Annotated in this window: 25 protein-coding genes; 12 read left to right on the top strand and 13 right to left on the bottom strand. The window is 64.4% G+C overall.

From position 1 onward, the window contains the following. The first annotated feature begins 39 nt into the window (after nt 1–39). A complete protein-coding gene (locus tag LCM4576_RS33780; protein WP_071036585.1) occupies nt 40–402 on the top strand; it encodes a nuclear transport factor 2 family protein in 363 nt (120 codons plus the stop codon). Nucleotides 403–629: 227 nt separating this feature from the next. On the opposite strand, the gene xylB is transcribed toward LCM4576_RS33780, so the two are convergent. Together xylB and LCM4576_RS33770 are read right to left on the bottom strand one after the other, a co-directional pair. Further along, nucleotides 630–2,084: a xylulokinase gene (gene xylB / locus LCM4576_RS33775; RefSeq protein WP_071036584.1), complete on the bottom strand. Its 1,455-nt coding sequence runs from the start codon at nt 2,082–2,084 to the stop codon at nt 630–632. Nucleotides 2,085–2,165: 81 nt separating this feature from the next. Beyond that, complete coding sequence (locus LCM4576_RS33770; protein ID WP_071036583.1) at nt 2,166–3,491, bottom strand: tetratricopeptide repeat protein; 1,326 nt, start codon at nt 3,489–3,491, stop codon at nt 2,166–2,168. Between the two features lie 378 nt (nt 3,492–3,869). On the opposite strand from LCM4576_RS33770, the gene LCM4576_RS33765 reads away from it, so the two are divergent. Then, nucleotides 3,870–6,560 (top strand): autotransporter outer membrane beta-barrel domain-containing protein, encoded by a 2,691-nt coding sequence (locus LCM4576_RS33765; protein ID WP_071036817.1) that lies wholly within the window; start codon nt 3,870–3,872, stop codon nt 6,558–6,560. Nucleotides 6,561–6,593: 33 nt separating this feature from the next. Here LCM4576_RS33765 and LCM4576_RS33760 read toward each other — a convergent pair whose 3' ends face one another. Further along, nucleotides 6,594–7,217, bottom strand: coding sequence for a LysE family translocator (locus tag LCM4576_RS33760; protein WP_041003905.1), 624 nt, complete (start codon nt 7,215–7,217; stop codon nt 6,594–6,596). 331 nt (nt 7,218–7,548) lie between these two features. On the opposite strand from LCM4576_RS33760, the gene LCM4576_RS33755 reads away from it, so the two are divergent. The 8 genes from LCM4576_RS33755 (at nt 7,549) to LCM4576_RS33720 (ending at nt 14,179) form a co-directional block, all read left to right on the top strand. Further along, nucleotides 7,549–8,217 carry a L,D-transpeptidase gene (locus tag LCM4576_RS33755; protein ID WP_244508214.1) on the top strand — a complete coding sequence of 223 codons (669 nt, stop codon included), beginning with the start codon at nt 7,549–7,551 and terminating at the stop codon, nt 8,215–8,217. A gap of 86 nt (nt 8,218–8,303) precedes the next feature. After that, entirely contained in the window at nt 8,304–9,470 is a 1,167-nt protein-coding gene (locus LCM4576_RS33750; RefSeq protein WP_071036581.1) for a diphosphate--fructose-6-phosphate 1-phosphotransferase, read from the top strand. Then, entirely contained in the window at nt 9,470–10,231 is a 762-nt protein-coding gene (locus tag LCM4576_RS33745; RefSeq protein WP_071036580.1) for an MBL fold metallo-hydrolase, read from the top strand. Before LCM4576_RS33750 ends, LCM4576_RS33745 begins: the two co-directional genes overlap by 1 nt. Before the next feature lie 186 nt (nt 10,232–10,417). Then, nucleotides 10,418–11,962, top strand: a complete 1,545-nt coding sequence (locus tag LCM4576_RS33740; protein ID WP_071036579.1) for a DegQ family serine endoprotease — start codon at nt 10,418–10,420, stop codon at nt 11,960–11,962. 122 nt (nt 11,963–12,084) lie between these two features. Then, nucleotides 12,085–12,696 carry a molybdopterin-dependent oxidoreductase gene (locus LCM4576_RS33735; RefSeq protein ID WP_071036578.1) on the top strand — a complete coding sequence of 204 codons (612 nt, stop codon included), beginning with the start codon at nt 12,085–12,087 and terminating at the stop codon, nt 12,694–12,696. A 24-nt stretch (nt 12,697–12,720) separates the two neighbouring features. Next, a complete protein-coding gene (locus LCM4576_RS33730) occupies nt 12,721–13,467 on the top strand; it encodes a ferredoxin reductase (protein WP_071036577.1) in 747 nt (248 codons plus the stop codon). Between the two features lie 77 nt (nt 13,468–13,544). After that, nucleotides 13,545–13,778: an AbrB/MazE/SpoVT family DNA-binding domain-containing protein gene (locus tag LCM4576_RS33725; protein ID WP_040979879.1), complete on the top strand. Its 234-nt coding sequence runs from the start codon at nt 13,545–13,547 to the stop codon at nt 13,776–13,778. After that, complete coding sequence (locus tag LCM4576_RS33720; RefSeq protein ID WP_071036576.1) at nt 13,775–14,179, top strand: type II toxin-antitoxin system VapC family toxin; 405 nt, start codon at nt 13,775–13,777, stop codon at nt 14,177–14,179. Before LCM4576_RS33725 ends, LCM4576_RS33720 begins: the two co-directional genes overlap by 4 nt. Nucleotides 14,180–14,244: 65 nt before the next feature. On the opposite strand, the gene LCM4576_RS33715 is transcribed toward LCM4576_RS33720, so the two are convergent. The 6 genes from LCM4576_RS33715 to LCM4576_RS33690 are packed head-to-tail and all read right to left on the bottom strand — an operon-like array spanning nt 14,245 to nt 19,456. Further along, the gene (locus LCM4576_RS33715) at nt 14,245–15,717 is read right to left on the bottom strand and encodes a nucleotidyltransferase family protein (RefSeq protein WP_071036575.1); all 1,473 of its coding nucleotides are present in this window, start codon (nt 15,715–15,717) and stop codon (nt 14,245–14,247) included. Further along, on the bottom strand, nt 15,717–16,394 hold the full coding sequence (locus tag LCM4576_RS33710) for a glycosyltransferase family A protein (RefSeq protein ID WP_071036574.1): 678 nt from the start codon (nt 16,392–16,394) through the stop codon (nt 15,717–15,719). Before LCM4576_RS33710 ends, LCM4576_RS33715 begins: the two co-directional genes overlap by 1 nt. Beyond that, nucleotides 16,394–17,146: a glycosyltransferase family A protein gene (locus LCM4576_RS33705; protein WP_071036573.1), complete on the bottom strand. Its 753-nt coding sequence runs from the start codon at nt 17,144–17,146 to the stop codon at nt 16,394–16,396. The genes LCM4576_RS33710 and LCM4576_RS33705 overlap by 1 nt, the downstream gene beginning before the upstream one ends. Before the next feature lie 46 nt (nt 17,147–17,192). Next, nucleotides 17,193–17,945 carry a glycosyltransferase family A protein gene (locus LCM4576_RS33700; protein ID WP_071036572.1) on the bottom strand — a complete coding sequence of 251 codons (753 nt, stop codon included), beginning with the start codon at nt 17,943–17,945 and terminating at the stop codon, nt 17,193–17,195. Beyond that, nucleotides 17,914–18,990: a serine kinase gene (locus LCM4576_RS33695; RefSeq protein WP_071036571.1), complete on the bottom strand. Its 1,077-nt coding sequence runs from the start codon at nt 18,988–18,990 to the stop codon at nt 17,914–17,916. The genes LCM4576_RS33700 and LCM4576_RS33695 overlap by 32 nt, the downstream gene beginning before the upstream one ends. Before the next feature lie 37 nt (nt 18,991–19,027). Beyond that, entirely contained in the window at nt 19,028–19,456 is a 429-nt protein-coding gene (locus LCM4576_RS33690; RefSeq protein ID WP_041004069.1) for a PqqD family protein, read from the bottom strand. A gap of 611 nt (nt 19,457–20,067) precedes the next feature. On the opposite strand from LCM4576_RS33690, the gene LCM4576_RS33685 reads away from it, so the two are divergent. Both LCM4576_RS33685 and LCM4576_RS33680 read left to right on the top strand, forming a co-directional pair. Next, nucleotides 20,068–20,274: a DUF680 domain-containing protein gene (locus LCM4576_RS33685; protein WP_040979868.1), complete on the top strand. Its 207-nt coding sequence runs from the start codon at nt 20,068–20,070 to the stop codon at nt 20,272–20,274. Nucleotides 20,275–20,343: 69 nt separating this feature from the next. Then, nucleotides 20,344–20,577 (top strand): DUF680 domain-containing protein, encoded by a 234-nt coding sequence (locus tag LCM4576_RS33680; RefSeq protein WP_041007501.1) that lies wholly within the window; start codon nt 20,344–20,346, stop codon nt 20,575–20,577. A 106-nt stretch (nt 20,578–20,683) separates the two neighbouring features. On the opposite strand, the gene LCM4576_RS33675 is transcribed toward LCM4576_RS33680, so the two are convergent. From LCM4576_RS33675 to LCM4576_RS33660, 4 genes are read right to left on the bottom strand one after another with little or no spacing between them, the layout of a single operon-like run. Beyond that, entirely contained in the window at nt 20,684–21,796 is a 1,113-nt protein-coding gene (locus LCM4576_RS33675; protein WP_071036570.1) for an ABC transporter ATP-binding protein, read from the bottom strand. Between the two features lie 33 nt (nt 21,797–21,829). After that, the gene (locus LCM4576_RS33670) at nt 21,830–23,494 is read right to left on the bottom strand and encodes an alpha-glucosidase (RefSeq protein ID WP_071036569.1); all 1,665 of its coding nucleotides are present in this window, start codon (nt 23,492–23,494) and stop codon (nt 21,830–21,832) included. A 4-nt stretch (nt 23,495–23,498) separates the two neighbouring features. Beyond that, on the bottom strand, nt 23,499–24,653 hold the full coding sequence (locus LCM4576_RS33665; RefSeq protein WP_071036568.1) for a carbohydrate ABC transporter permease: 1,155 nt from the start codon (nt 24,651–24,653) through the stop codon (nt 23,499–23,501). 1 nt (nt 24,654) lies between these two features. Continuing rightward, a complete protein-coding gene (locus tag LCM4576_RS33660; protein WP_071036567.1) occupies nt 24,655–25,668 on the bottom strand; it encodes a carbohydrate ABC transporter permease in 1,014 nt (337 codons plus the stop codon). Between the last annotated feature and the right edge of the window lie 23 nt (nt 25,669–25,691).

Raw genomic sequence — 25,691 nt, 5'->3', positions numbered from 1 at the left:
AAAGGTCATGTCGAAACGATCCAACGAAGGAGCATCGCAATGACCGACCTCAACACGATCGCCCGCAATTACATCGCCGCCTGGAACGAGAGCGATGCGGCCCGCCGCAAGGCGCTGCTCGAAGCCACCTTCACCAAGGATGTCAGTTATCGCGACCCGGTCATGCAGGGTGACGGCCATGCTGGCGTCGCCGCGCTGATCGACGGCGTGCAGCAGCGCTTTGCCGGCTTCCGGKTTTCGCTGAGGGGTGTGCCCGACGGTTTCGCCGATCGCATCCGCTTCTCGTGGAACCTTGGGCCGGAAGGCACGGAGTCGGTCATCGAAGGCACCGACATCGGCATCATCGAGAACGGCCGCCTGAAGAGCGTCACCGGATTCTTGGACAAGGTGCCGGCGCAGTGAAGATAACTGGGGAGGGGTGGCGCGAGGCCCCCCTCTCTGGCCTGCCGGCCATCTCCCCCTCAAGGGGGGAGATCGGATGTCGCTTCGGCTTTCGCCAATCGTCAGCGTCGCAGGAATGAGCGGGGCGCCCCAACTGCCAATCTCCCCCCTTGAGGGGGAGATGCCCGGCAGGGCAGAGAGGGGGGCCTCGCGCCCACTCACGCGGCTACAGGGTGCCTCGCTCCTGCTCACGCAGTTACAGCCCTGATCGCAGGATAAAGCGCGCGATATCTCTGATAGGCATCAGCAAAAGCCCCACCAAGCCCGGCATCCGGCTCAACCGTCGCATCCGTCGCCGGCGCCGTGCACACGGCAAGCGGATCAGCCCCCGTCGCGGCAATCAACCCCAGCCTTGCCGCGCCAAACGCCGCGCCGAAATCGCCGTCGGCGGGAATCTCGACCGGCACCTGCAGCGCGGTGGCGATCGCCTTCAGCCAGTAGCGCGAGCGCGAGCCGCCGCCGATCGCGGTGACCCGGCTCAATGTCGTGCCAGCCGTCTTCAGCGCTTCGAGACTGTCGCGGAAGGCGAAGGCGACGCCTTCGAGCACGGCCTGCGTCAGCACGGCCCGGCTCGATTGATGCGCAAGCCCGGTGAAAGAGCCGCGAATGGCCGAGTCATTGTGCGGCGTGCGCTYGCCCGACAGATAGGGCAGGAAGGTGACGCCCGTCGGCGCCTTGAGCGTGTCGCCGAGCTCGCCGGTCAGGTCGCCGGCGCTCTTTCCGGTGATTTCGGAGAGCCAGTTGAGCGAATCGGTCGCGGACAGGATCACGCCCATCTGGTGCCAGGTGTTGGGCAGCGCGTGGCAGAAGGTGTGCACCGCGCTTTCCGGATTGGGCAGATAGGAGGCGTTGGCCGCAAACAGCACGCCCGACGTGCCGAGCGACACGAAGGCGTGGCCGGCGCCGACCGTGCCCATGCCGCAGGCCGAAGCCGCATTGTCGCCGGCGCCRCCRGCAACCGGGATGCCCRCCGCGATGCCCCATTTGGACGCGAGCTCGCCACGCAGCCCACCGGCCTTGGCCGTGCCTTCGACCAGCGACGGCATGTGCTTTTCGTCGAGCGATGTCGCCGCCAGCAATTCGGRCGCCCAGCGCCGCTTGCCGACATCGAGCCAGGACGTGCCGRCCGAATCCGACATTTCCGATATATGCTCGCCGGTCAGCCAGAGCCGCAGGTAATCCTTGGGCAGCAGCACCTTGGCGACCTTGGCGAAGATTGCAGCCTCGTTGTTCTTCACCCAGGCAAGCTTCGGCGCGGTGAAGCCCGGGAAAACGATGTTGCCGGTGAGCTTGCGGAAGCGCGGATCGGCATCGAGCGCCGCCGCCTCGACATGGCTGCGCGTGTCGTTCCACAGGATGCAGGGCCGCAGCACCTTGTCCGATTGATCGAGCAGGGTGGCGCCGTGCATCTGGCCCGAAAGACCGATTCCCTTGACCGCCGCCAGCTCTTTCGGATGCGAAGCCTTGAGCTCGGCAATTGCTGCCTCGCAGGCCTCGATCCACTGCGCCGGATCCTGCTCCGACCAGCCGGGATGCGGCCGCGAGACGTCGAGCGTGCCATGGCCGGAACCGATCACTTTCTGGCTGTCGTCGATCAGCAGCGCCTTTACGCCCGAAGTGCCCAGGTCGAGGCCGAGATACATGATTTCCTCCCATTGCCATTAATTTTTTCGGATCTCGAAAAAATCTGGCTTGGCCGTTTTTAGGGCAAGATCCGCTTCGGGTCAATTCTCAGACAAATCGAATGCGCGCCGTGAGAACAGCGCCGACAACGGGCTGTCCGGCCGCGCCAGCTGCCGTTCGGCGGTAAGCGCCCGTGCGAGCGCCGTATCGCCGGCGCGCAGCGCGGCCTCGATCAGCGTCAGGTCGATCACGTCGCGCTGCGCGTGACTGCCGCCGAAACGGTGCGCGATCGAGCGGATCGGCCGGATCAGCCGCACGGCCTCGTCGTGATTGCCCTCGCCGAAGGCCTTGATCGCGAGCGTCAGCGGGTGGCCGACATCGCGCGTGAAGGCGGCGTTGTCGTCGCCGCCGCGCATCGCTTCGCGCTGCGCCTCGAGCAGCGTCTTCGCCGGCGCCTCCAGCCCGGCGCCAACAAAGGCCATCATCGCATGCGCGTCGTTGAAGGCGTAATTGYCGGCGGCGGCTTTCGGGACCCAGTTGGCGGCGAGTGCCGTCCAGCGGTCGCCGACATCGACGCCGCCCAGAGTGAGGCGCCAAAGGATCGCCGACGCATCGACCATGTTGAGCGCCAAGGTTGATCGGTCGCCATAGATAGGCCCGTCATAGAGCCGGAGCACCTCGTCCGTCTCGCCGAGATCATAGTGGAACAGCGCCAGGTGCCACCAATTGTGGATCTTGAGGAAGCTCTCCTTCGTCCACGCTTCCGGATTGGCCCGCATCCAGGCGATGCCGTCTCGTTGCCGGCTTTGCATTTCCATGACATGCGCGACCGCATGCTGTGCCCAGCCATCGCGCGGCTCGATCTCGACAGCTTGCCGGCCGAAGGACTCGGCGCGGGCATAGTCGCCCATTTCCTCCAGTCCGAAGGCCTGCATGCCGAGAATGGCGTGGTAGCCCGGCATGCCCTTCTGCCAGGCCGGCAGCGCCCGGCCGATGCGGTCGCGCAGCATGCGCGCATTGCCGGTGAAGAAATCGATCTGATGYCCGACCTGCAGCGCCAGCGCGTCGCGCGGATTGTCGATCGCGATATCCTCGAGGATGCGCGCGGCTTCATGCCAGCGCCCGTCGGCAAGATGGCCAAGCGCCGCGACATGCGCCTGTTCGCGCGCGGTGGCGGCAAGCGGCAGCGCCGCCTGATGGCTCGATCGGGCAACCGCCGTCGCGTCCCGTTCGGTGGCCAGGCCGAACAGATAGCCCTTGAACACATGCGCCATGACGAAGGCCGGGGCATCGGCAATGGCGCGGTCGATGGAACCCACCGGATCGCCGATGAAGCATTGCAGCTCACGCACGGCGCGGGCGTAGGACGACAACCCGGCTTCGGTCGCGCCCGAGTAAGCGAGGCCGAATGCGTCCTGCAGCGTCATTGAGTATCCTTAGACGATCGCGAATTGCTGTTCGGGGCCGATCCTAAAGCAATTCCAGGAAAAGTGTGTATCGGCGATCCTGTGAAACRCTGGATCGCTCTGGAGCATCGGCGCGGCGCGCGCCAATAGCAGCCTGGTCCAATCAATACTATAGCCGATTCAGTTCACTTTGCAGTTTATCAACCATGCAACCCAGAATAGGCTTTGTAAAATTTTCCGAATTGTGTCTTCATTGCGGYGCCGGGCGKGGGGATAAAAATCGCGAATTGCGAGGACGCGATGYGGCGCTTTGGAAATTCTCTTCCGAGACTCTTCTCGGAAGGAAAAATTATATCAGAAAATGTTGATCGACTAATAAATGGCTTGGAGCATCCTTGGATGCTTGGCCTTCTGGCATCGACAGCACTTACATTGCTGCCTGGCTCTCAGGCTTTTGCCGCGTGTGTGCTGAGCCCGCCCGCCGGCAATACGGCCTATGTCTGCGACAGCGGCGATTTCGGCGGCAGCCTCACTGACACCAGCGGCGACAACACGCTGACCTTCCCCGCCGGCGGCAGYGGYYAGATCAGCGGCAACGTCACCTTCGGTCCCGRCAGCGATCGTATCGACATACAATCCGGCGCCATCACCGGCACGGTAGACCAGGGCGACGGCGCGGATTCCTTCATCATCGGCGCCGGCACCGTCGCCGGCAACGTCCAGCAGGGCGCCGGTATCGACGATTTCAACATGAGCGGCGGCCAGATAGGCTCGCTCAACCAGGGCGATGGGCTCGACACGTTCACCATGAGCGGCGGACGCATCGTCGATTTCTTCGACGACGGCGACCATGCGGTAATGACCGGCGGCCGCATCGGCCGCGTCAACATGAAGCTCGACCAGAACTACTTCAACATGTCGGGCGGCATCATCGACCGCAACCTCGTCACCGGCTTCGACAAGGACACCATCATCCTTTCCGGCGGCACCATCGGCGGCAACATCAGCGTCAGCGGCGGCAACGACAGTGTCACGATCACCGGCGGCACGGTCGGCGGCGACGTGCTGATGAGCTTCGGCTCCGACAGTTTCGTCTGGGACGGCGGCGGCATCATCTATGGCAATGTCGATCTCGGCGCCGACAATGACACCGCCAAGCTCAGCAACCTCACCAACGCCAATCTCGGCGGCACCAAAACGCTCAACGGCGGTCTCGGCACCGACACGCTCACCTTCGACAACGTCAAGCTGGACGGCATCGCCAGGGTCCAGAACTGGGAAACCATCGACGCCACCAACGACACGCAATTGACATTGGACGGCAACCTCGTGCTGGGCGACTCGGGCACTGGCACCGGCAAGATCAACGTCGACCAGGCAAGCACGCTCTATGGCGGTGGCTTCAATGCCTCGATCCAGGCCTTCACGTCGGGGCAGCTGGCCGAGGTCTTCAATGCCGGCCGCATCGATCTGACCAACGGCAACACGGGCGCCACCGACCGGCTGACCATCAACGGCAATTATACCGGGCTCGGCGGCCTGCTGCTGATCCAGACTGAGCTTGGCGACGATTCCTCCGCCTCCGACAGACTCGTGCTGTCGGGCGGCGCCGCATCCGGCTCCACCGGCATCGCCGTCGTCAATGTCGGCGGCGCCGGCGCCGAGACGACGGCGGACGGCATCATGGTCGTGCAGGCAGTCAACGGCGCCACGTCGAGCGCCAACGCCTTCGCGCTCGACGCGCCGGTCGCGGCCGGCGCCTTCGAATACTACCTGTTCAAGGGTGGCGTCAGCGCCGGCAGCGCGGAGAACTGGTATCTGCGCTCCGCGCTGATCACGCCGACATCGCCGGCTGCCGCGCCTGGAGCGCTGGAGCCGACGTCGCAACCGGAGCCCGTGGCGCCGGAAACCGAGCCGCCGCCGCCGCCGTCGGACCTGCCGCCGGTGCCGGTGCCGACCGATGGCGATGCCAACAATCCGCCGGTCGATCCGACGCCGCCGGTGCAGGCCAGCGATCCCGAACCCGAGGCACCGCCAGCTCCGCCCGAGGCGCCGCCGGCCGATCCGCCGCCGCCACCGCCCCCGGTGCCGACCGCCGTGCCCGATCTGCCGACGCCGGCGCCCGGCCAGGAAATCCTGCTTTATCGCGTCGAAGTGCCGGTCTATTCGGCCGTGCCGCCTGTCGCGCAGCATCTGACGATGGCGACGCTCGGCACCTTCCACGAACGCCGCGGCGAGCAGAGCTTGTTGTCGTCCGACACCGATCTGCAGCCGGTCTGGGGCCGTATCTTCGGCCAGGACGCCAAGATGGGCTGGTCGGGAACGGTCTCGCCCTCCTTCGACGGCACTTTGTTCGGGCTTCAGGCCGGGGTCGACCTTATCGGCCGCGAAACCGCCTCAGGCTCGGTCGACCGCGCCGGCCTGTTCCTTGCCTATGGCAGCATGAACGGCGATCTGCGCGGCCAGGCCCTGGGTCAGGACGGTCTCGCCGTCGGCAACCTCGACGTCAGCGGCACCAGCGTCGGCGGCTACTGGACACGGCTAGGCAAGTCCGGCTGGTACCTGGACGGCGTGCTGATGGCGACCTTCTTCGGCGGTTCGGCTTCATCGTCGCGCGACATCGGCATCGATGTCGGCGGAACCGGTGTCACCGCATCGCTCGAAGGCGGCTACCCGGTCGCGCTCGGACAAGGCTGGACGCTGGAGCCGCAGGCGCAACTGGTCTGGCAGCATCTGTCGCTCGACGACGCCAAGGACCGGTTCTCCTCGGTATCGTTCGATTCCGACGATGACGTCGCCGGCAGGATCGGATTGAGGCTGCAAGGCGAGACGATCCTCGACGGGACGCCGCTGCAGCCCTACCTCAAGGCCAATCTCTGGCACGATTTCGGCGGCACCGACCGCGTCGATTTCGAGGGCACCGATATCTCGACCGAGAGCCGGTCAACGTCCTTCGAATTCGGCGGCGGCGTGGTCGCCAAGGTGACCGACAAGGTCAGTGTCTTCGCCACCGGCGACTACACCACCAATCTCGGCGGCGACAAGCGCCGCGTGCTGGAAGGCAATCTGGGCGTGAGCGTGAAATGGTAAGGCCGACAGGCCTTACCATTCGCTAGGCTGATCTCAATTCCCCGACCGCATCGCCACCGTGGCGATGCCGGCGCCGACCAGCAGCGTGCCGCCGGTGCGGTTGAAGATGCGGATCGCCTTAGGGTTACGCACGATCGCGCGGGCCCTGGATGCGATCAGCGCGTAGCCGAAAGCGTTGAGGAAGGCCAAAGTCAGGAAGGTCGTCTCGAAGATCAGCATCTGCGTCCAGAAGTCGGCGTGACGGTCGAGGAACTGCGGCAGGAAGGCGACGAAGAAGGTGATGCTCTTCGGGTTGAGCGCCGTCACCAGCCAGGCATGCGCCATCATTCTTGCCGCCGAGACCGCGTCGGTGCGGGGTTCCGCCTTCAGCGCGCCGCCGGCGCGGAACAGCTTTATGCCGAGATAGATCAGATAGCCGGCGCCGATCACCTTGAGCACGGTGAACACCGTCGCCGAAGCCGCGAGCAGCGCGCCGATGCCGAGCATCGACAGCGTCATGGCGGTGAAGTCGCCAAGCGCAACGCCCACCGCCATGGGCAGGGCGGTGCGCCAGCCCTGGCCCAGCGCATAGGAGACGACCAGGAGGATCGTCGGGCCCGGAATGACGAGAAGGATGGAAGAGGCGGCGGCGAAGGCGGCCCAGTTTTCGAAGGACATTTCCCTGCTCCTTGAGCGCAAAGAAAAGGATAAATCCTGGCGTCGTCGGGAATGTAAAGGGGCCGCTGGAAAAATCTTCGGCACCTGGGCCGGGGCCCGTCGATCGCCGCAACGATCCGTTAGGGTTAAGCCGGGTTCCCGCGCTTTCACCCTTTTTCAACCATGACTGGTGAAAATGCCTGCGATCCGGCCGGACCGTGCTTCCCGCCGGCAGCGTAGGGTTTGGTGCATGCGCGAGTTGCCGCAAAGTCTGACGCCGCCTTCCAACGGCGCCGCAATCGATACCGAAATTCAGCTTTCCCGCCGCGCCGTGCTTTCGGGCGCCGGCGCCATGGCGCTGCTCGGCCTTGCCGGCTGCAGCACCACCGACACGCTCGACCTGCCGCAGATGCAGCTCGACAACACCGTCACCGGCTCCGTGCCGCCCATGCGCCCGGCGATCAGCGTCGACAAGAACATCACCGGTCCCGACGTCATGTACGCCTCGCTCACCGATGGCGGCTTCAACGTGCCGGCCGTGCCGTGGCAGAAGGTCAAGCCGCAGTTCCGCCGCCAGATCGTCGTCGACAAGACCGGCGAGGCGCCCGGCACCATCGTCGTGCATCTGCAGGAACGCATGCTCTATCTCGTCCAGCCGGGCGGCGACGCCATCCGCTACGGCGTCGGCATCGGCAAGGACGGCTTCCGCTGGTCGGGCCGCGCCAACATCCAGTATGGCCGCGAATGGCCGGTCTGGACGCCGCCGCCGGAAATGATCCAGCGCAAGCCGGAACTGGTGAAATGGCAGGGCGGCCAGCCCGGTGGCCTCACCAATCCGCTGGGCGCCCGGGCGCTCTACATCTACCAGAACGGCAAGGACACCGGCTACCGCATCCACGGTTCGCCCGAATGGTGGAGCATCGGCCAGGCGATGTCGTCGGGCTGCGTGCGCCTGATCAACCAGGACATCATCGACCTCTACTGCCGCGTTTCCAAGAAGAACCCGGTCGTCGTGGTCTGATCGGGTCCGAGGCTCACTCTTCCGTTGCGCGATGCCGCAAGACAGGCGAAGGTGCCTTCAAAACCTTCGTCCCGGGAGAGAAAAGCATGGCTGGAACCTTCGTCATCGCGCAAGGCGGCGGCCCCACCGCCGTCATCAACCAGACGGTCGTCGGCGCCACGCTGGAAATCCGCAAGCGTCATCCAGGCGCCAAGGTGCTGGGCTCGATCCACGGCGTACGCGGCATCCGCGACGGCAACTATGTCGACCTCTCCGCCATTCCTGAGGACCGGCTGCGGCTGATCGCCGGCACGCCGAGCGCCGCCCTCGGCTCGACCCGCGACAAGCCGGACGCCGCCTATTGCGAGGTCATCCTCAACGGCCTGAAGAAGGCGGGCGCCGACGCCTTCATCTATATCGGCGGCAACGACACCTCGGGCACCCAGCAGATCCTGACCGATGCCGCCGGCGGCTCGATCGCCTTCGTGCATGCGCCAAAGACCATCGACAACGATCTCGAGGAGAATGACCACACGCCGGGCTTCATCTCGGCCGCAGAATTCGTCGCCGGCGCCTTCCTCTCGGTCGATCTCGATTTCCGCGCCCTTCCCGGCATCTATGTCGGCATCGTCATGGGCCGGCATGCCGGCTTCCTGACCGCCGCCGCGGCCGCATGGCAGCTCGATCCCGACAGYGGCCCGCATCTGGTCTATGTGCCGGAGCGCGCCTTCTCGGCCAAGCGCTTCATCGATGAAGTGCGCGAGAAGCTCGATCGCCACAAGCGCTGCATCGTCGCCGTATCGGAAGGCGTCAGCACCGCCGACGGCAAGGCGCTGGTCGAAAGCCTGGTGCCGCCGGACAAGCTCGAGCGCGACCAGCACGGCAACGTCAAACTGTCGGGCAGCGACCTGCCGGCGGCGCTCGAGCAGGCCCTGGCCGAAGGCCTGCCGGGCAAGCGGGCGCGGGTCGACGCGCTGGGCTACATGCCGCGCGGCTATGTCGGCGCCATCAGCGCCGTCGACGCTCAGGAGGCCTTCGACGCAGGCGCCTTCGCGGTTGCCGTCGCCGGCGAAGGCGGCGGCTCGGTCGCGCTGCAATATGACGGGTCGAAGACGGTGTTGAAGAAGGTGCCGCTGAAGGCGGTGGCCGGCAAGACGCGCCATATGCCCGACGATTTCATGCAGCCGGATGTCAACCAGCTTTCGGAAGCCGGCATGGCCTATCTGAAGCGGCTGGTGCCGGAAAAATACAAGGTCGGGRAGCCCTTCGTCTGATGGCCGGCGGCCCGAAGCCCGAGCTTGAGATTGGTGACTGGTTCGGCAAGGCGAAAGTCGATGCCGCCACCACGATGCTGACCGAGCCCTTCGTGCATGATTTCGTGCGCGCCAACATGTGGCATTTGAAGGGCCGCGACGCGGACCTGCTGGTCGACACCGGCATGGGCATCCGTCCGCTGGCGCCTGAGATCGACAYGCCGCCCGGCAAGCCGCTTATCGTTGTCGCCACGCATATCCATCTCGACCATGTAGGCTCGCTGCACGAATTCCCGCTGCGCATGGGGCCGAGGATAAGCGCGGCTAAGTTCGACGACATGGATGATGCCGTTACCTACGCGTACATGTTCCACAATCTCGATGGAGCCGTCTCGAAGCTGCCGGCGCCGGACTGGAAGGCGGCCGATTACCGCATTCCGTCCGCGCCGCTGACTCGTGCGCTCGACGAGGGCGACATCGTCGATCTCGGCGACAGGAAATTCCGTGTGCTGCATCTGCCCGGGCATTCGCCGGATTCGATCGGGCTTTTCGACGAGGCCGACGGCCTTTTCTTCGCCGGCGACGCCATCTATGACGGCATGCTGATCGACGACCTGCCGGACTCGGACCGCATGGCTTACTGCCATACCATGCAGCGCCTGCTCGACCTGCCGATCCGCATCGGCCATGGCGGCCACGGCCCAAGTTTCGACCGCGCCAGAATGGGCCAAATCGCCTCCTCTTACCTGCGCCGTCGGCAGCGGTTCGTAAGCGCTTCCTGAATTAAATCTTTGTAAGGTCATCCAAAGGCCCTGATTCAGGCCATTCCGCGTCCTAAATCTTGACTGTCGATCCGGCCGGCTGCCATGCGCGGCGAGGCAGGCATTCCCGGTCGCCGACACGTCGACGGGCGCTCCTCCAGAAGCGCCTGCGGCRCTGGATCAACCACTCGCCCGGACAGAACGACCATGTCACCATCAAGCATTCTTCGCAGACATCGCGTCGCCGCCCTGCTGGGCGCCGCGCTGATCATTTCTCCCGTCGTCGTTTCCTTTGCCCAGAACAATGCCGGCCTCAGCACCGTGGCCGCGACGACGCAGACGCCCGTTGCCGGCATCACGGCCCCGAACGGCTCTTTCGCTCCGGTCATCGCCGTCACCAAGCCGGCGGTCGTCACGATCACCTCGATCATGAAGGCGCAGCCACAGGTGGGTGATGACGGTTCGCCCCTCGGCGGCAATGTGCCATTCGACCAGTTCTTCCAGCAGTTCTTCGGTGACCAGGGCATGCCGATGCCGCGCACGCCGCCGCAGCAGCAAGGCCCGCGCTCCGAGGCGCTCGGCTCGGGCTTCATCGTCGGCGCGGACGGCACCATCGTCACCAACAATCATGTCATCGATGGCGCGAGCTCCATCAAGGTGACGCTCGACGACGGCACCGAGCTTCCCGCCAAGCTTGTCGGCCACGACGCCAAGAACGATCTCGCGGTGCTCAAGGTCAAGGCAGACAAGCCTCTGCCGACCGTCAAATGGGGCGATTCCAGCAAGCTGATGACCGGCGACCAGGTGCTGGCGATCGGCAACCCGTTCGGYATCGGCACCACCGTCACCGCCGGTATTGTCTCGGCGCGCGGCCGCGACCTGCATAGCGGGCCGTTCGACGATTTCATTCAGATCGACGCGCCGATCAACCACGGCAATTCCGGCGGGCCGCTGGTCGATGTCAACGGCAATGTCATCGGCATCAACACCGCCATCTATTCTCCCAATGGCGGCAGCGTCGGCGTCGGCTTTGCCATCCCGTCGGATCAGGCACAGAAGGTTGTGGCCAAGCTGATGAAGGGCGGCGACATCGAGTACGGCTATCTCGGCGTGCAGATCCAGCCGGTCACGCCGGATGTCGCTAGCGCCATCGGTCTCGATCATCCGGGCGGCGCGCTGGTCTCCCAGGTCACCGAGGGGTCGCCGGCGGCCAAGGCCGGCATCGAGACCGGCGACGTCATCACCGGCTTCGGCGGCCAGGAGATCAAGGATCCCAAGGATCTGTCGCGCGCCGTCGCCGACGTGTCGCCGGGCGCCAAGGAAACCGTCAATATCTGGCGCAAGGGCAAGGCGATGCAGATCTCCGCCGATGTAGGCCGCAACGCCGAAGATCAGAAGATGGCGTCGAACGGCAATGAAGGCCGCAGCCCGTCGGCCGAACAGGGGCTGCGCGTTCCCACGCTCGGCCTCGGTCTGACCGATCTGACACCTGATATCCGCGACCAGCTCAACCTTTCCGAGAACCAGCGCGGCGCGGTGGTCGAGCGGGTCAATCCCGACAAGGCGGCTTCGGCGGCCGGCATCCAGCCCGGCGACGTCATCGTCGGCGTCGACCAGACGCCGGTGAAGACGGYCAGGCAGGCCAATCAGGCGATCGCCGAGGCCGGAAGGTCCGGCAAGAAGTCGGTGCTCCTGCTGATTGATCGCGGCGACGCGCAGATCTTCGTCGCCGTTCCGTTCGCCGCCGGCTGAGAAAAGCTCAGGCGGAGCCCGTCGGCCTTCCCGGCGGGCTCCGTCCTCAAGATTCCTGTTGCCCGTAGAGGCATATTCGAGAACACTGCCCGCATCGTTCCGCCGATGCAGGAGGCGTCTCAATGGTCACGCGCGGCTTCTTCTCCGGACGGCGTCCTCCTTCCGACACCGACGCGCGCATTCCGCCGGGCCAGTACCTGGAACAGGGTTTTCCGGTTCTCTCGGCCGGGCCGACGCCGCGGGTGCGCACCGAGGACTGGTCGTTCACCCTCAAGCAGGGGCCGCGGCCGATCAAGAAATGGAACTGGGCCGAATTCAACGCCTTGCCGCAGAGCAAGATGACGCGCGACATCCACTGCGTCACGGCCTGGACCAAGTTCAACACGCCATGGCAAGGCGTGATGATCGACGACATCCTTGCCGACGCCGGGATCGAGCCGCCCACGGCCTACACGCTGGCGCTGTCCTTCGACGGCTATTCCACCAATGTGCCGACCAAAGACCTCGTCACCGGCAAGGCGATGGTGGCGCTGCTTTACGAGGGCAAGCCGATCACACCGGATCATGGCGGGCCGRCACGGCTATTGGTGCCGCATCTCTATTTCTGGAAATCGGCCAAATGGGTGAACGGGCTGCAGTTCACCGAGCGCGACGAACCAGGCTTCTGGGAACTGCGCGGCTATCACATGTATGGCGACCCTTGGCGCGAACAGCGCTATTCCAGTGACCCGTGAGGGGCGATCCGTGAGCAGCAATCGATGACCGCCGAGCCGTCGCCGCAATCGCCCTGGCAGGCAGCCACGATCACCCGCATCGAAAAGCGCACGCCGCGCGTCACCAGCTTCTGGTTCCGGCCGTCGCGGCCCTTCGCCCATCTGGCCGGACAGCATGTCGACATCAGGCTGACTGCGCCGGACGGCTATCAGGCGCGCCGTTCCTATTCCATCGCTTCGGCGCCGGAAACAGGCGGCGGCGTCGAGCTGGCGATCGAGCGGCTCGACGACGGCGAAGTCTCGCCCTTCTTCCACGACGTGGCCGCCGTCGGCGACGAGATCGAGCTGCGCGGGCCGCTCGGCGGCCATTTCATCTGGGAGGAGAGCGACGGCGGGCCGATCCTCTTGGTCGGCGGCGGCTCGGGCGTCGTGCCGCTGATGGCGATGGTGCGCCATCGCACGCTGCGCAACAAAGCGGTGCCCGTTGCGCTGGTGTTCTCGGCGCGGGTCTGGGACGAGGTGATTTTTCGCGACGAGCTGATAGGCCTCGACGATCGTCGCGACGGGTTCGATCTGGTGCTGACGCTGACCCGCGAGCCGGCGAGGCGGCCCTCCGACTATTCCCGGCGCATCGACGTTCGTATGATGGCGCAGGCCGTCGAGCGCCTGCCGAAGGCGCCAAGGCTCGCCTATGTCTGYGGCTCGAACGCGTTCGTCTCGGCCGCCGCCRATGCCCTGATCGGGGCCGGCGTTCCGGCGGGGCTGATCCGCACCGAGCGTTACGGGGTTTGAATTGCGATTGCGAACTGTTGAAATTCGATCCAGAAGGTAATACCTTACGTGCGTCTGGTATTACCAAGCGGGCGAAGATGGCCACCACCGTTACAGCAAAAGGGCAAGTGACCATCCCGAAACCGGTCCGCGACCTGCTGGGGATCGTTCCGGGAAGCAGGGTCGATTTCAGGCGCGCTGCCGATGGGAGCGTGGTGCTGGCTCGTGTCGACAGAAAGCAACCGGCGAGCCGCTTTGCCAAGTTGCGTGGCCATGCCGGCGAGGGGCTCACGACCGACGCGATCATGGCGCTGACCCGTGGCGAAGCGTGACGCTCATCGATACCAACGTTCTGCTCGACCTCGTTACGGACGATCCAAACTGGGCGGATTGGTCGGTTGCGCAGCTTGAGGCTGCGAGCCTCAATGGACCATTGTTGATCAAAGACGTGGTCTATGCCGAGCTTGCCGTTCGCTACTCTCGCATCGAGGATCTTGACGCGTTTCTCGAAGCGGCCGGTCTTGAAATGGCGCCCATGCCGAGGGCAGCTCTTTTCCTTGCTGGAAAGGTATTTACGCAGTACCGCCGATCAGGAGGACAAAAGACTGGCGTTCTGCCGGACTTCTTCATTGGTGCTCATGCTGCGGTCGGCCGGCTCCCACTTCTGACCCGCGATGTCGGCCGATATCGGACCTATTTCCCCTCCTTGAAGCTGATCACTCCGGACTCCTGAGCAGCTGCCAGGCTTCCTTCGCCGAGCCGTCGACACGGTAATCAACGCCGGCGTTCCGCCAGGGCTCAGCCGGTCGGAGAAAATTTTGCCGAAACGAGCTGGAAAGGCAGCGCGCCATAGGTGGCGACGGCCTGTTCGTCGTCCCAGACGCGAAACTGCCGCGACGGCCGCRCCTCCAGCACCAGGACTTGTCCCGTCCGGTCGAGCTTCAGCTTGYCGCGAAAGCGCAGCATCCGCTCCCCGCCCGAGCGGCTGATCGTCATCGAGCGCAGCCGGGCCACATGCCGGTCGCCTGYATTGATTTCCATCTCGATGCGCCGCCTGACCGGAGGAACGACGATGCGCACGACGAGATCGAGCATCATCTCGTTGGTTTCRCCCTGTGGTTCATCCAGGGTTTGCGAGAGCACGAAAGATGCCGGTTCTCCGGTTGCCTTCGCGGCCATGGATTTGCCGCGCCACACGGTGTCCGGCTCGGTCTGTTTCAACCGGCCTTTCTTGCGCTGCAGGCGCAACTGCTTCGCAAATCCCCGCGATAGCCAGGTCAGCGCGCCGAAATCGGTGCGCGGCTTGGCCTGCAGGACCGATGACAGGCGCGCCGCGCCGCGCCGGTCGGCCATGTCCACCACCTTGGCCAGGACGGCTTCCGGCACCGCGATGCCGATCTCCAGCGCAAGGTAGGAAAGCGCCACCGCCGCGGCGACGGCGAGGCCGCGTTGAGCGACGATATCGAGGAATATGGTCCAGTCCACAACGCCGCCTTCGATGGCGACGGTGCAGTCGACCAGCCAGTCGCTATGCGCATGCGCGTCGAGGCCGCCATGCGCGATGGCCAAAGCGATGCGATCGGCCGGCGAGGGGACGACCACGCCGACGTCGCTGAATTTGGCGGCGATCGCGCGGCGCCAGATCGCCAGGTCGTCCTCGGCATTCTGCTGCGAGCCGTCGTAGGCGAGCTGATGCAGGTCGATGTCGCCGTAATTGCCCTTGAAGAAGTTCATCGAGCGCAGCGACGCCAGCCTTGCGCGCAGATATTGCGGGGAAACGCCGGTGGCGATCTGCCAGCCGCGGTCGTGCAGCACATCGAAAGCCGGCTGCATATCGCCCGGCCGCACCAGGATGTCGATGTCGTGCGCCACGCGCCCGCGCTGCGCGGCGGCATCGAGCGCGATGCGGCTGGCGCCCTTGATCAGCATCACCGTGCAGCCGGCATCGACCATCGCCGTCAAGGCCGGCTCGGCCTCGCGCATGGCCATGCGCGACTTGGTCCACAGCATCTTCTGCAGGCCGACCAGGCGCGGATAGGCGGCGTGGYCGGCAATCTTGCGTCCGAACCTGTCGGAAATCGCGGCAAGCAGCCGGTGTTCCCGGAAAGAGACGTGGTCGATGTCGTTCTCGTCCAGCCAGCTTTCAGCGCAAAGGCGCGCCGCTTCTTCGTCGGGCAGAAGCGCTGCCTTGAGCAATTGGTCGAGCGACCCGGTCGGCCAGGACCAGCCATAGTCGGGAAAACGCCTGCCGATGCGACGGATATTTGCCATCAACTGGAGCTGGCCTTGCTTTGCGCCCGCCGCAGCATGGCTAGCCGCGCCACTTCCAGGTAGCCGCGGTCGCGCGTCGCGTCGCGCCCATAGGACAGGCTTCCCGGCCTGATGCGCCGCAGCGCCAGGATGTCAGGCATCATGTCGAGGACAAAGCCGGCCTCGCGGGCCCGGGCGATCCAATCGATCATCTCGCCCCGGCCGCCCGGCGGGTCGACCATCGGGCCGACGCTCTCCACGGCCGCTCGGCGCATCAGCATCGTCGAGCGCGACCAGCCGGGCATCGCGGTCGGGGCCACCGCATCGGGCTCGCCGTCGCGGAAACTGCGTATATGGGTGAAGACACCGGCCGTGCCGGGAAGCCGGTCGAGATGGGCAAGCTGCGCCGCGATCTTTCCAGGCAGCCAAAGGTCGTCGGCGTCGAGCGTGGCGATGAAGCGCGTCGACAGCGCGGCGATGCCGCGCGTGGTCGCGCTGCCCGGCCCGGCATTGTCCTGGCGCAGAAGCCTGAGCGGCAAGTCGATGCCGGCGATCGCGGCGGCAAGATCGTCGGTCGAACCGTCGTCGACCACCACGACCAGCTCGGGCCGCAGCGTCTGGGCCGCGACCGATCGCAGCGTCTCCGCGATCGTGGCGCTGGCATTGTAAGCCGGAATGACGACGCTGTATCCGCTCATCACATGAACCGCCAGTCCGCGAGTTTCTTCAACTCGAATATGCCGTCGATCGGCTTGAGCGACGGATTGGCCCTGCGCCGCTTCATCGATTTATAGATCGCGCGCAGGAACTCGCGCGACTRCACGTCTTCCTGCCTTGTCATGTTGCCGGCGTGCCGCCGGTAATAAAGCGCCAGCGTGTCCGGGAGCACGTAGCGGGGGCCAATTTCGAAACCGCGCAGCAGGAAGTCCGTATCCTCGGCCTRGACGAAATCCTCGTCGAAACCGCCGATCCGGTCGACCAGACGACGCGAGAAGATCGCGGACGACAGATGGATGCCGCGAACGGTGATGCTGTTGCTGTCCGGGGTCGGCTCCAGCGTCTCGTCATCGATCCTGTCGACCAGCATCATCCGGGAATAGGTCAGCTCGAGCGAGGGATCGCGCCTGAAAAGGTCCAGATCCGCCGCGAAACGCCCGGCCGGCGAGGTGTCGTCGGAATCGAGAAAGGACACCAGTTCGGTTCCCGGCTCGAGCCGCCTGAGTCCGCTGTTGCGTGCCCGGGTCACGCCCATGTTCTCCTGCTGGAACAGCCGGATGCAAGGTGCTTCCTCCATCATGGCGCGCACAGCTTGAGCCGAACCGTCGGTCGAGCCGTCATCGATGACGATGATGTCGAGATCGGCGGCGTCGCGCTGCCTCAGCAGCGAGCGTAGCGCCGCGCGCACATAGGTCTCGCGGTTGTGGACCGGCATGATCACGGAGAGCCTCATCCGTGGCTCCGGAATAGTTTTGTGCGATTCAGCCCCCCGRCTTCCATCACATGCCCTGCCAGTCCGGCGGGCTCTTATACTCGAAGAAACCCGGAGCCTCGCGCCGCGACGGATCTGCTTTGCGCCGTCGCATCGATTTGTGGATCGCCCGCAGATGGTCGCGGAGTCGGCCGTCATTCTCCCGGGTGGCGTTCCCCGCGTGGCGCCGGTAGTAGATCGCGACGCTGTCCAGGAGCTCGTAACGGGGGCCCGTTTCGAAGACGCGCAGCAGATAGTCTGTGTCCTCGGACAATTCGAACTCCTCGTCGAACCAGCCGACGCGATCGACAAGCGCCCGGCTGAACAGAGCGGTGCTCAGGGAGAGCCCGCGAAGCGTCATCATACGGCTGTCCGCCGCCGGCTYCAACGTCTCGTCGTCGATCCGGTCGACCAACGTCATCAGCGAATAAGTCAGATCGAGGTCGGGATGCGTTTCGAAGTGGGCGAGATCCGCCTTGAACCGACCGGCAAGCGAAATGTCGTCGGAATCKAGGAAGGACACGAAACCRGCATCCGCCGGCAATTGCCGCAGCCCCGCATTACGGGCAGCCGCAACGCCCATATGAGCGTGCCGGAACAGGCGGATGCAAGGGTTCTCGTCGGCCATGGAGCGAACCGCCTCGGCCGATCCGTCCGTCGAGCCGTCGTCGATGACGATGATGTCGAGGTGGGCGGCGTCGCGCTGCCGCAGCAGCGAGCGCAGGGCCGGGACGACGAAGCGCTCGCGGTTATGGACCGGCATGATCACGCTCAGCTTCATCGGGCGCCCGCGCAAGGAAATCCGCAATCGTACCGRCAATCTCCTCCGGACGCGTCCCGAGGAAAAGCCGGTAGCACGGCAAAAGGYGTGTGAGATCGCTGAAGAAGCGAAAGCCGCTTTCCCRCTCGCCAGGCATCTGCGCGATACCGGACGACGCCAGCGCGATCATTGCATCCTTGCGCGACATCGGCACGATCGAACTTGCCTCGCCGTCACCGATATGTGGCACCATCAACATAAGGATGTCCAGGGTTGCAGGTACCGGCCGCGGCGCGATCTCGTCAATGTGAAAGATATGTTTTCCTTGCCAGTTGAGCGGGCGGTCGGTGCCCAGCCGCCTTTCCAGTCCGAGTCGGGCAAAACCCTTCGGGTCCTGCTTCAGGATGGAAAACAGCGGTCGCGCGGTCACGCCGTTCTCGAGGTCGATGAGCACATAGTCGTCGCCAACGCTGTCCAGCCCGTTGAGCAATCCCGCAACGACGGTTCCGGATTTTCCCGCGCCGCCGGCGCCGGCCAGCAGCACACCCTTGCCATCGATTCCCAGCGTGCCGGCATGGGCAAGGCGCATGCCGCGCGCGGCATATTCCCAGTGCAGGRCGGCGCGCAGCGGCGCTCCCTGCTCCCAGGGTGGAAACGCGTCGGCCGAGCGCATCAACTGGACGCCGACGCGCCGTCCGGGGTCGTAGATCTGCCAGAAGTCCAGATCGTGGAAATGATGGCCGCGCAGCCCCGCCTCGGCGAGTTTTTGGGCAAAGCCGTGTTCGGTGAAATGCGCATCGCCCCAGCTTGCCGGCACCGGCATGTCGCCGATACCTGGATGGCCGATGAAGATATGGCATTGACGGGAGTCCAGCCGATCGCCGTTGGTTCCGATGAAAGCCTGGTCCATGGCATCCGCCAGCGCGCCGGCATCGAGATGCGCGGTCAAGTCCAGCCCGGGAAGGCGGACTGCCCGCTGGACCGGGAACTGACCGGCCGCGCTCTCGGCGGCGGCGAGGAGGAAGCGGGCGTAATCCGGTAAAGTCTCGAGCGTGACGCGTGGCATGGTCCGTTCCAGCCTGGCCCGAGCCGTGGCCRCTCGCTCAGGATACCTGCTTGACGGCCGGCCAGCCGAGCGGCTCCTCGACCTCGTGGATCGGGTCGACGGTGATGAGGTCGGCAAGATCATCRTGGACGCTGACATCGAGCGGCTCGCTCGCCGCCGCCAGGGCCGCCGGCAAATCGTCCGAAGAGGGCAGCGGCGTTGCGCCGGAGGGGGCCAACAGCCCAAGCTCGACCAGCCGCGCGATGAAAGCCTCGAGTGCATCGGCGCTGATCATCGCGGCGCCCGCGGCCGATCGGATCAGCGCCTCGGTGCCGACACCCGAGGACAGTGCCTGCCACACCTTGCTGCCGGAATCGGAGAAGCCGAAATACTTGCCGTTGGAGAGGTCGAGCACGACAGCTTCGCCGTCGAAGGATTCGAACACGATGTCCTTGCTCGCAACGGCATAGACCTCGGAAAGAGGCATGTTCCTGACCCCGCTCTGCAAGCCGGCTGCTGCCGGCCGCATCCTTGCCTGACCCCTGAACAATGCCTGTAAACGCTCGATCCTTGCTTGGCAAGGCAAGGCGCGCAGGCGCCATCGCGAACCACTTTAGGTTTTAATTCGCGGTTCAAGCCTCGATTTTCACCCCCGACGAAGAGCGGCTGGGACCCTTTCCGGCACGAACGCTCCTTGGCCTTGAGCCTGAACGTAGTTCTGAAAGCGAGCCGAATCGCCCTTCGGACAGAGGTAGAATGGTTAACAGTATCGAAAAGTGACTATTAGGAGATTCTAAAATCGAACTGAACGGTTCGTTTCTGTTGACGGTGCGTGCAGGACGCTGTGAACGGCGGCGCTCCGATACACTTGGTGAGCCAACTGTCAAATCGATATAAGCCATTGATAAAGTTCAGAAAAAATAAAGTCATAGGCATGCTTATCAAAACTTCAAGATGCGGATTCATGGTCCAGACGGAAAAACTTCGTGATTGGAATCCGGCAGTCGGCTCACCCAAATCACCGTTGTCCGAACGACGCGATTTCATTCCCAAGGCACGCCGCTAGACGGACGGAATAAAGATACTGGAGTAGCAAAAATGAAAAAGATTGTTCTCACTGCCGCAGCCCTTCTGGCAATTTCCGGCAGCGCCTTCGCTGGTAGCGACCATTACAACCCGAATGAAGCCAATCAGGCGTCGGCTAAGGTCGACTCGTCCTACACGGCTTCGGTCCACCAGTCCGCGCCTGCCACTCAGCAGTCCGCCACGACGGGCGCCGACCACAACCTTTTCGGCAACAACTAACAGCCGACCTCGACCCGGCGGCAGGTTTGCCGCCGCATCGGTCGGACCATAGAATTCAGGAGCATTGAAATGAAGAAGATCGTACTTGCCACGGCCGCCTTGTTGGCCGTTTCCGGCGCTGCTTTTGCCGCGGAGAGCGGCCATACCGGCGAGGTCCGCGTCAACCAGCCGGCTACCGCCGTGGACACCACGCGCACGTCGTCGATCAACACTGACTCGACGGTTTACAAGCTGTTGAACTCGTCGAACGACGTTCACAAGCCCGCCTCTCAGGGCAGCGACCGTAACCTCTTCGGCCGCTAATAGCCTTAGACGGTATGAACAAGAAAAGCGGCGGGCCCTGGCCCGCCGCTTTTCTTTTCCACGATGACTTCGTGGATGACTTCGTGTCCGTCGGAGCGCTTGAACCTCAGGCCGCTTTCGCTTCCTCGCGATGCAGCGTGAAGGAATGGCCGTCGCCATCGAAGATATGCAGATCGCCGGCGCTGGCGTTGAGCCGCAGCGTCTCGCCGCGCTTGACTTCGACATTGCCTGGCAGCTTGGCCACCAGCGGCAGGTCGGTGCGGCCGATATCGACATAGACGAGCTGAACCTCGCCGAGCTGCTCGATATAGTCGACCTTGCCTTCGAACAGATAGTCCGCGCCGGTCGCTATGGCGAGATCCTCCGGCCGCACGCCGAAGCTGACCGCGGCGCCATTCGCCGAGGCGGGCGTTGCGATCGGCACCGTCGCCTTGCGATCGCCGACATGGCTGACCACGGTCGGATTGCCGGCCTTCTCGATCTTTGCCGGCAATATGTTCATCGCCGGCGAGCCGATGAACTGGGCGACGAACAGATTGCCCGGGCGCTTGTAGAGCTCCATCGGCGTGCCCACCTGCTCGACGCGGCCTTCCTTCAGCACCACGATGCGGTCCGCCAGCGTCATCGCCTCGACCTGGTCGTGCGTGACGTAGATCATGGTGGTGTTCGGCATCGATTCCTTCAGCTTGGCGATCTCGATGCGGGTGGCGACGCGCAGTGYCGCGTCGAGGTTCGACAGCGGCTCGTCGAACAGGAACACTTTCGGGTTGCGCACGATGGCGCGGCCGATGGCGACGCGCTGGCGCTGGCCGCCCGACATCGCCTTGGGCAGGCGGTCGAGATATTTGGTCAGCTGCAGGATCTCCGCCGCCTGGCGCACGCGCTTGTCGATCTCGGCCTTGCTTTCCTTGCCGATCTTCATCGAGAAAGCCATGTTGTCGTAGACCGTCATATGCGGATAGAGCGCATAGGACTGGAACACCATGGCGATGCCCCGCTTCGACGGCGGCACGTCGTTCACCACCTCGCCGTCGATCTTCAGCTCGCCCGAGGTGATCTCCTCGAGGCCGGCGATCGACCTCAGCAAGGTCGACTTGCCGCAACCCGATGGCCCGACAAAAACGATGAACTCGCCCGATTTGATGTCGAGGTCGATGCCGTGGAGAATGTTGAGGTTGCCGTATGATTTCTTCACCTGGTTGAGCGTGACATCGGCCATGTTTTCTTCTCCCGTTGATCTCTGTTTGCAAGTTCAGTCGATGCGTCCGAACCAGGCGCCGTAGCCGCCGAGGCGGACCGGCCCATTGCCAGTCTGTCCCGAAAAGYCATGCCCGGGCAAGGGTTGCAGCGCGCCTTTGCCGAGATCGACCTCGGCCGGCTTGTTGCCCAGGTTGAAAGCGCAGACGATCCGCTCATTGCCTTCGCGGCGGGTGAAGGCGACGGTGTCGCCATCGCTTTCGATGAAGTCGATGTCGCCCTTGGCCAGCGCCGGATGCTGGCGCCGGAAGGCGAGGAAGCGGCGATAGTGCTCAAGCAGCGAGCTTGTATCGCCCTGTTGCACATTGACGGCCTGCGACAGGTGCTTGCCCGGCACCGGCAGCCAGGGTTTTGCGGTCGAGAAGCCGCCGTTCTTGGCCGCGGCATCCCACACCATCGGCGTGCGGCAGCCGTCGCGGCCCTTGAACTCCGGCCAGAAGCGGATGCCGTAGGGATCCTGCAGGTCCTCGAACTTCAGCTCCGCTTCGCCAAAGCCGAGCTCTTCGCCCTGATAGATGCAGACAGAGCCGCGCAGCGACATCAGAAGCGCCGAGATCACCTTGAGATAGGCGGTCGGATTGGCCTCGTTGGCGGCCCAGCGCGAGGCGACCCGCATCACATCATGATTGGAGAAGGCCCAGCAGGACCAGCCGTCGCTGGCGACCCGGCCGAAGGCTTCCAGCACCGCGCGCACTTTCGCCGCGCTGATCTTCTCCGGCGCCAGGAAGTCGAAGGAGTAGCACATATGCACGCGCTTGCCGTCGGCGGTGTAGGCGGCGACCACTTCGAGGCCGCGCTGCGAGTCGCCCACCTCGCCCACGGCGGCCTGCGCCGGATATTCGTCGWGCAGCGCCCGGAAGCGCTCGAGGAAACCGAGATTCTCCGGCCGGCTCTTGTCGTAGAGATGGTCCTGGTAGTTGTAAGGGTTGACCGCGGGTGCGGTCTGGTCGTTGCGCTGTTCCGGCGGCAGCGGCGGATTGTCCTCAAGCCCCTGGCTGTGGAAGTAGAAATTGATCGTGTCGAGCCGGAAGCCGTCGACGCCGCGTTCCAGCCAGAAGCGGGTGATGTCGAGCAGCGCGTCCTGGACTTCGCCGTTGTGGAAATTGAGGTCCGGCTGCTCGGCCAGGAAATTGTGCATGTAGTATTGCTGGCGGCTGGTGTCCCACTGCCAGGCTGAGCCGCCGAAGATCGACAGCCAGTTGTTGGGCGGYGTGCCGTCGGGCTTGGCGTCGGCCCACACATACCAGTCGGCTTTCGGGTTGGTGCGGCTGGAGCGGCTTTCCTTGAACCAGGGGTGGATGTCGGCGGTGTGAGACAGCACCTCGTCGATCATCACCTTGAGGCCGAGCCGATGAGCTTCCGCCACCAGCGCGTCGAAATCGGCGAGCGTGCCGAACATCGGGTCGACGTCGCAATAATCCGACACGTCGTAGCCGAAATCCTTCATCGGCGATTTGAAGAAGGGCGAGATCCAGATGGCGTCGACGCCGAGCGAAGCGATGTAAGGCAGGCGCTGAACGATGCCCTTCAGGTCGCCGATGCCGTCGCCGTTGGAGTCTTGGTAGGAGCGCGGATAGATCTGGTAGATCACCGCGCCGCGCCACCAGTCGCGATCGATCGCAGGGTCTGGTCTCGAAGTCGCCTTCAAAGCCGATTGCATKTCTTCAACCTCCTTTCACGGAGCCGGCAAGCAGCCCGCGGACGAAATAGCGCTGCAGCGAGAAGAACACGATCAGCGGCACGATGATGGTGATGAACGCCGATGTCGTCAGGATCTCCCAGTTGCCACCCCGCGAGCCGAGCAGCGCGTTGAGCTTGGCCGTCAKCACGATCTGATCGGGCGCCGTGCCGAGGAAAACCATCGCCACCAKGAGATCGTTCCATACCCACAGGAACTGGAAGATGGCGAAGGAGGCAAGTACCGGGAAGGACAGCGGCAGCACGATCTTGACGAAGATCTCGAAGTCGCTGGCGCCGTCGATGCGCGCCGATTCCATGATCTCGCGCGGCAGGCCGGCGATGTAGCTCCYGAGCAGGTAAATGGCGAAGGGCAGGCCGAAGCCGGTATGCGCCAGCCAGATGCCGAGATAGGTCTTGGACGGCACGCCGAAGAAGCTGCCGACGCCGTTATAGAGCCTGAGCAGCGGGATCAGCGACATCTGCAGCGGCACCACCAGAAGGCCGATGATGACCGCGATCAGCAGCGCCCGGCCGGGAAAGCGCATCCAGGCCAATGCGTAGGCCGCGAAGGCGGCGATCAGGATCGGGATTACCGTCGCCGGAATGGTCACCGTCAGCGAGTTCATGAAGGAGCGGCCGATGCCTTCCGAAAACAGCACGGTTCTGTAGTTCTCGGGGGTGAATTTCGGCGGCGCCGACGAGGCGAAATAGACGCGCTGACCGCGGTCGCCCTCGAAGGCTTTCGGTGAAGACAGYACGAAGCTGCCATCGGCGTTCATCTGCAGGGTGACGCCGTCATTGAGGTCGGCGACCGATCCCGCCTTGTACTGCGTCGGCGCAGAAGATTTTACGCCGAAGGCGCTGATCTCGCGCTTGGGACCGTCGCCGAAGATGTTGCCCTCGATGACGTATTTGCCGTCCTTCTGGGTTTGCGCCGACGCCCCCGGCAACCGTCCCGCCTCGCTCTGGCTGGAACTGGCGAAGGCGTTCCACCAGCCCGACGCGACGATCTGGTCCTTGTCGCGCAGCGAGGAGACGAGGATGCCGAGGGTGGGGATGGTCCAGATCGCCACGAAGACGAGCACGGCGATGTGGACGCCGAAACGGCCGATGAAGGATTTTCCGGTCTTGGTCGGCATCTCAGTGCCCTCCCGTCTCTTTGTTGGCCTGGCGGATGTTCCAGACCATGATCGGAATGACCGCGATCATGATGATGATGGCGATGGTGGYGCCGCGGCCGAAATCGCCGCCGCCGCGGAACATCCAGTCGAACATCAGATTGGCGAGCACCTGGCTGTTCCACTGGCCGTTGGTCATGGTCAGCACGATGTCGAACACTTTCAGCACCAGGATGGTGATGGTGGTCCAGACAACCGCGATCGTGCCCCAGATCTGCGGCACCATGATCTTCCAGAAGATCTGGAACGGGTTGGCGCCGTCGATCACTGCCGCCTCCAGCGTCTCTTCCGGGATGCCGCGCAGCGCCGACGACAGGATCACCATGGCGAAGCCGGTCTGGATCCAGATCAGGATCACCATCAGGAAGAAATTGTTCCAGAACGGCAGCGATATCCACACCTGCGGCTGGCCGCCGAAATACTGGATGATGGCGTTGAGCAGGCCGATCTGCACCTGGCCTTCGCCGCGATACTCGTAGATGAATTTCCAGATCACGCTGGCGCCGACGAAGGAGATCGCCAGCGGCAGGAAGATCAGGCTCTTGGCGATGGTGCCCCACCAGATCTTGTCGGTGAGCACGGCGATGATCAGGCCGAGGAAGGTGCAGGCGGCCGGCACCACGGCCAGCCATAGTATGTTGTTGAAGATCGAGTTGCGCAGATCGTGGTCGCCGGCCGCCCATTCATAATTGGCGAGCCCGACGAAGCTGGTGCCGCCGCGGTCGAAGAAGGAGAGCCATAGCGTCGCGATCACCGGGTAGATCAGGTAGACGGCAAGGATGATCAGCGCCGGGCCGACGAACAGCCACGGCCGCACATAGCCCTGCCGGCGCAGATTGTTGATGGCGGCGGCGCCGGATACCCCGCGTGAGGGCAAGATGAGGTCGAGCAGTCTGTTGGCGCCCCAGAAATAGGCGACACAGCCGCCGACGCCGATGATGATGACGAATATGGCCRAGAAAATCTGAGCCGCCATGGGTCCCTCTCCCTGCGCATGAC

It is taken from the genome of Mesorhizobium sp. LCM 4576 (assembly GCF_001854815.1).
Taxonomy (GTDB): domain Bacteria; phylum Pseudomonadota; class Alphaproteobacteria; order Rhizobiales; family Rhizobiaceae; genus Mesorhizobium; species Mesorhizobium plurifarium.
The sequence above is the reverse complement of the archived record's forward strand: the minus strand, read 5'-3'. Positions and strand labels throughout refer to the sequence as shown.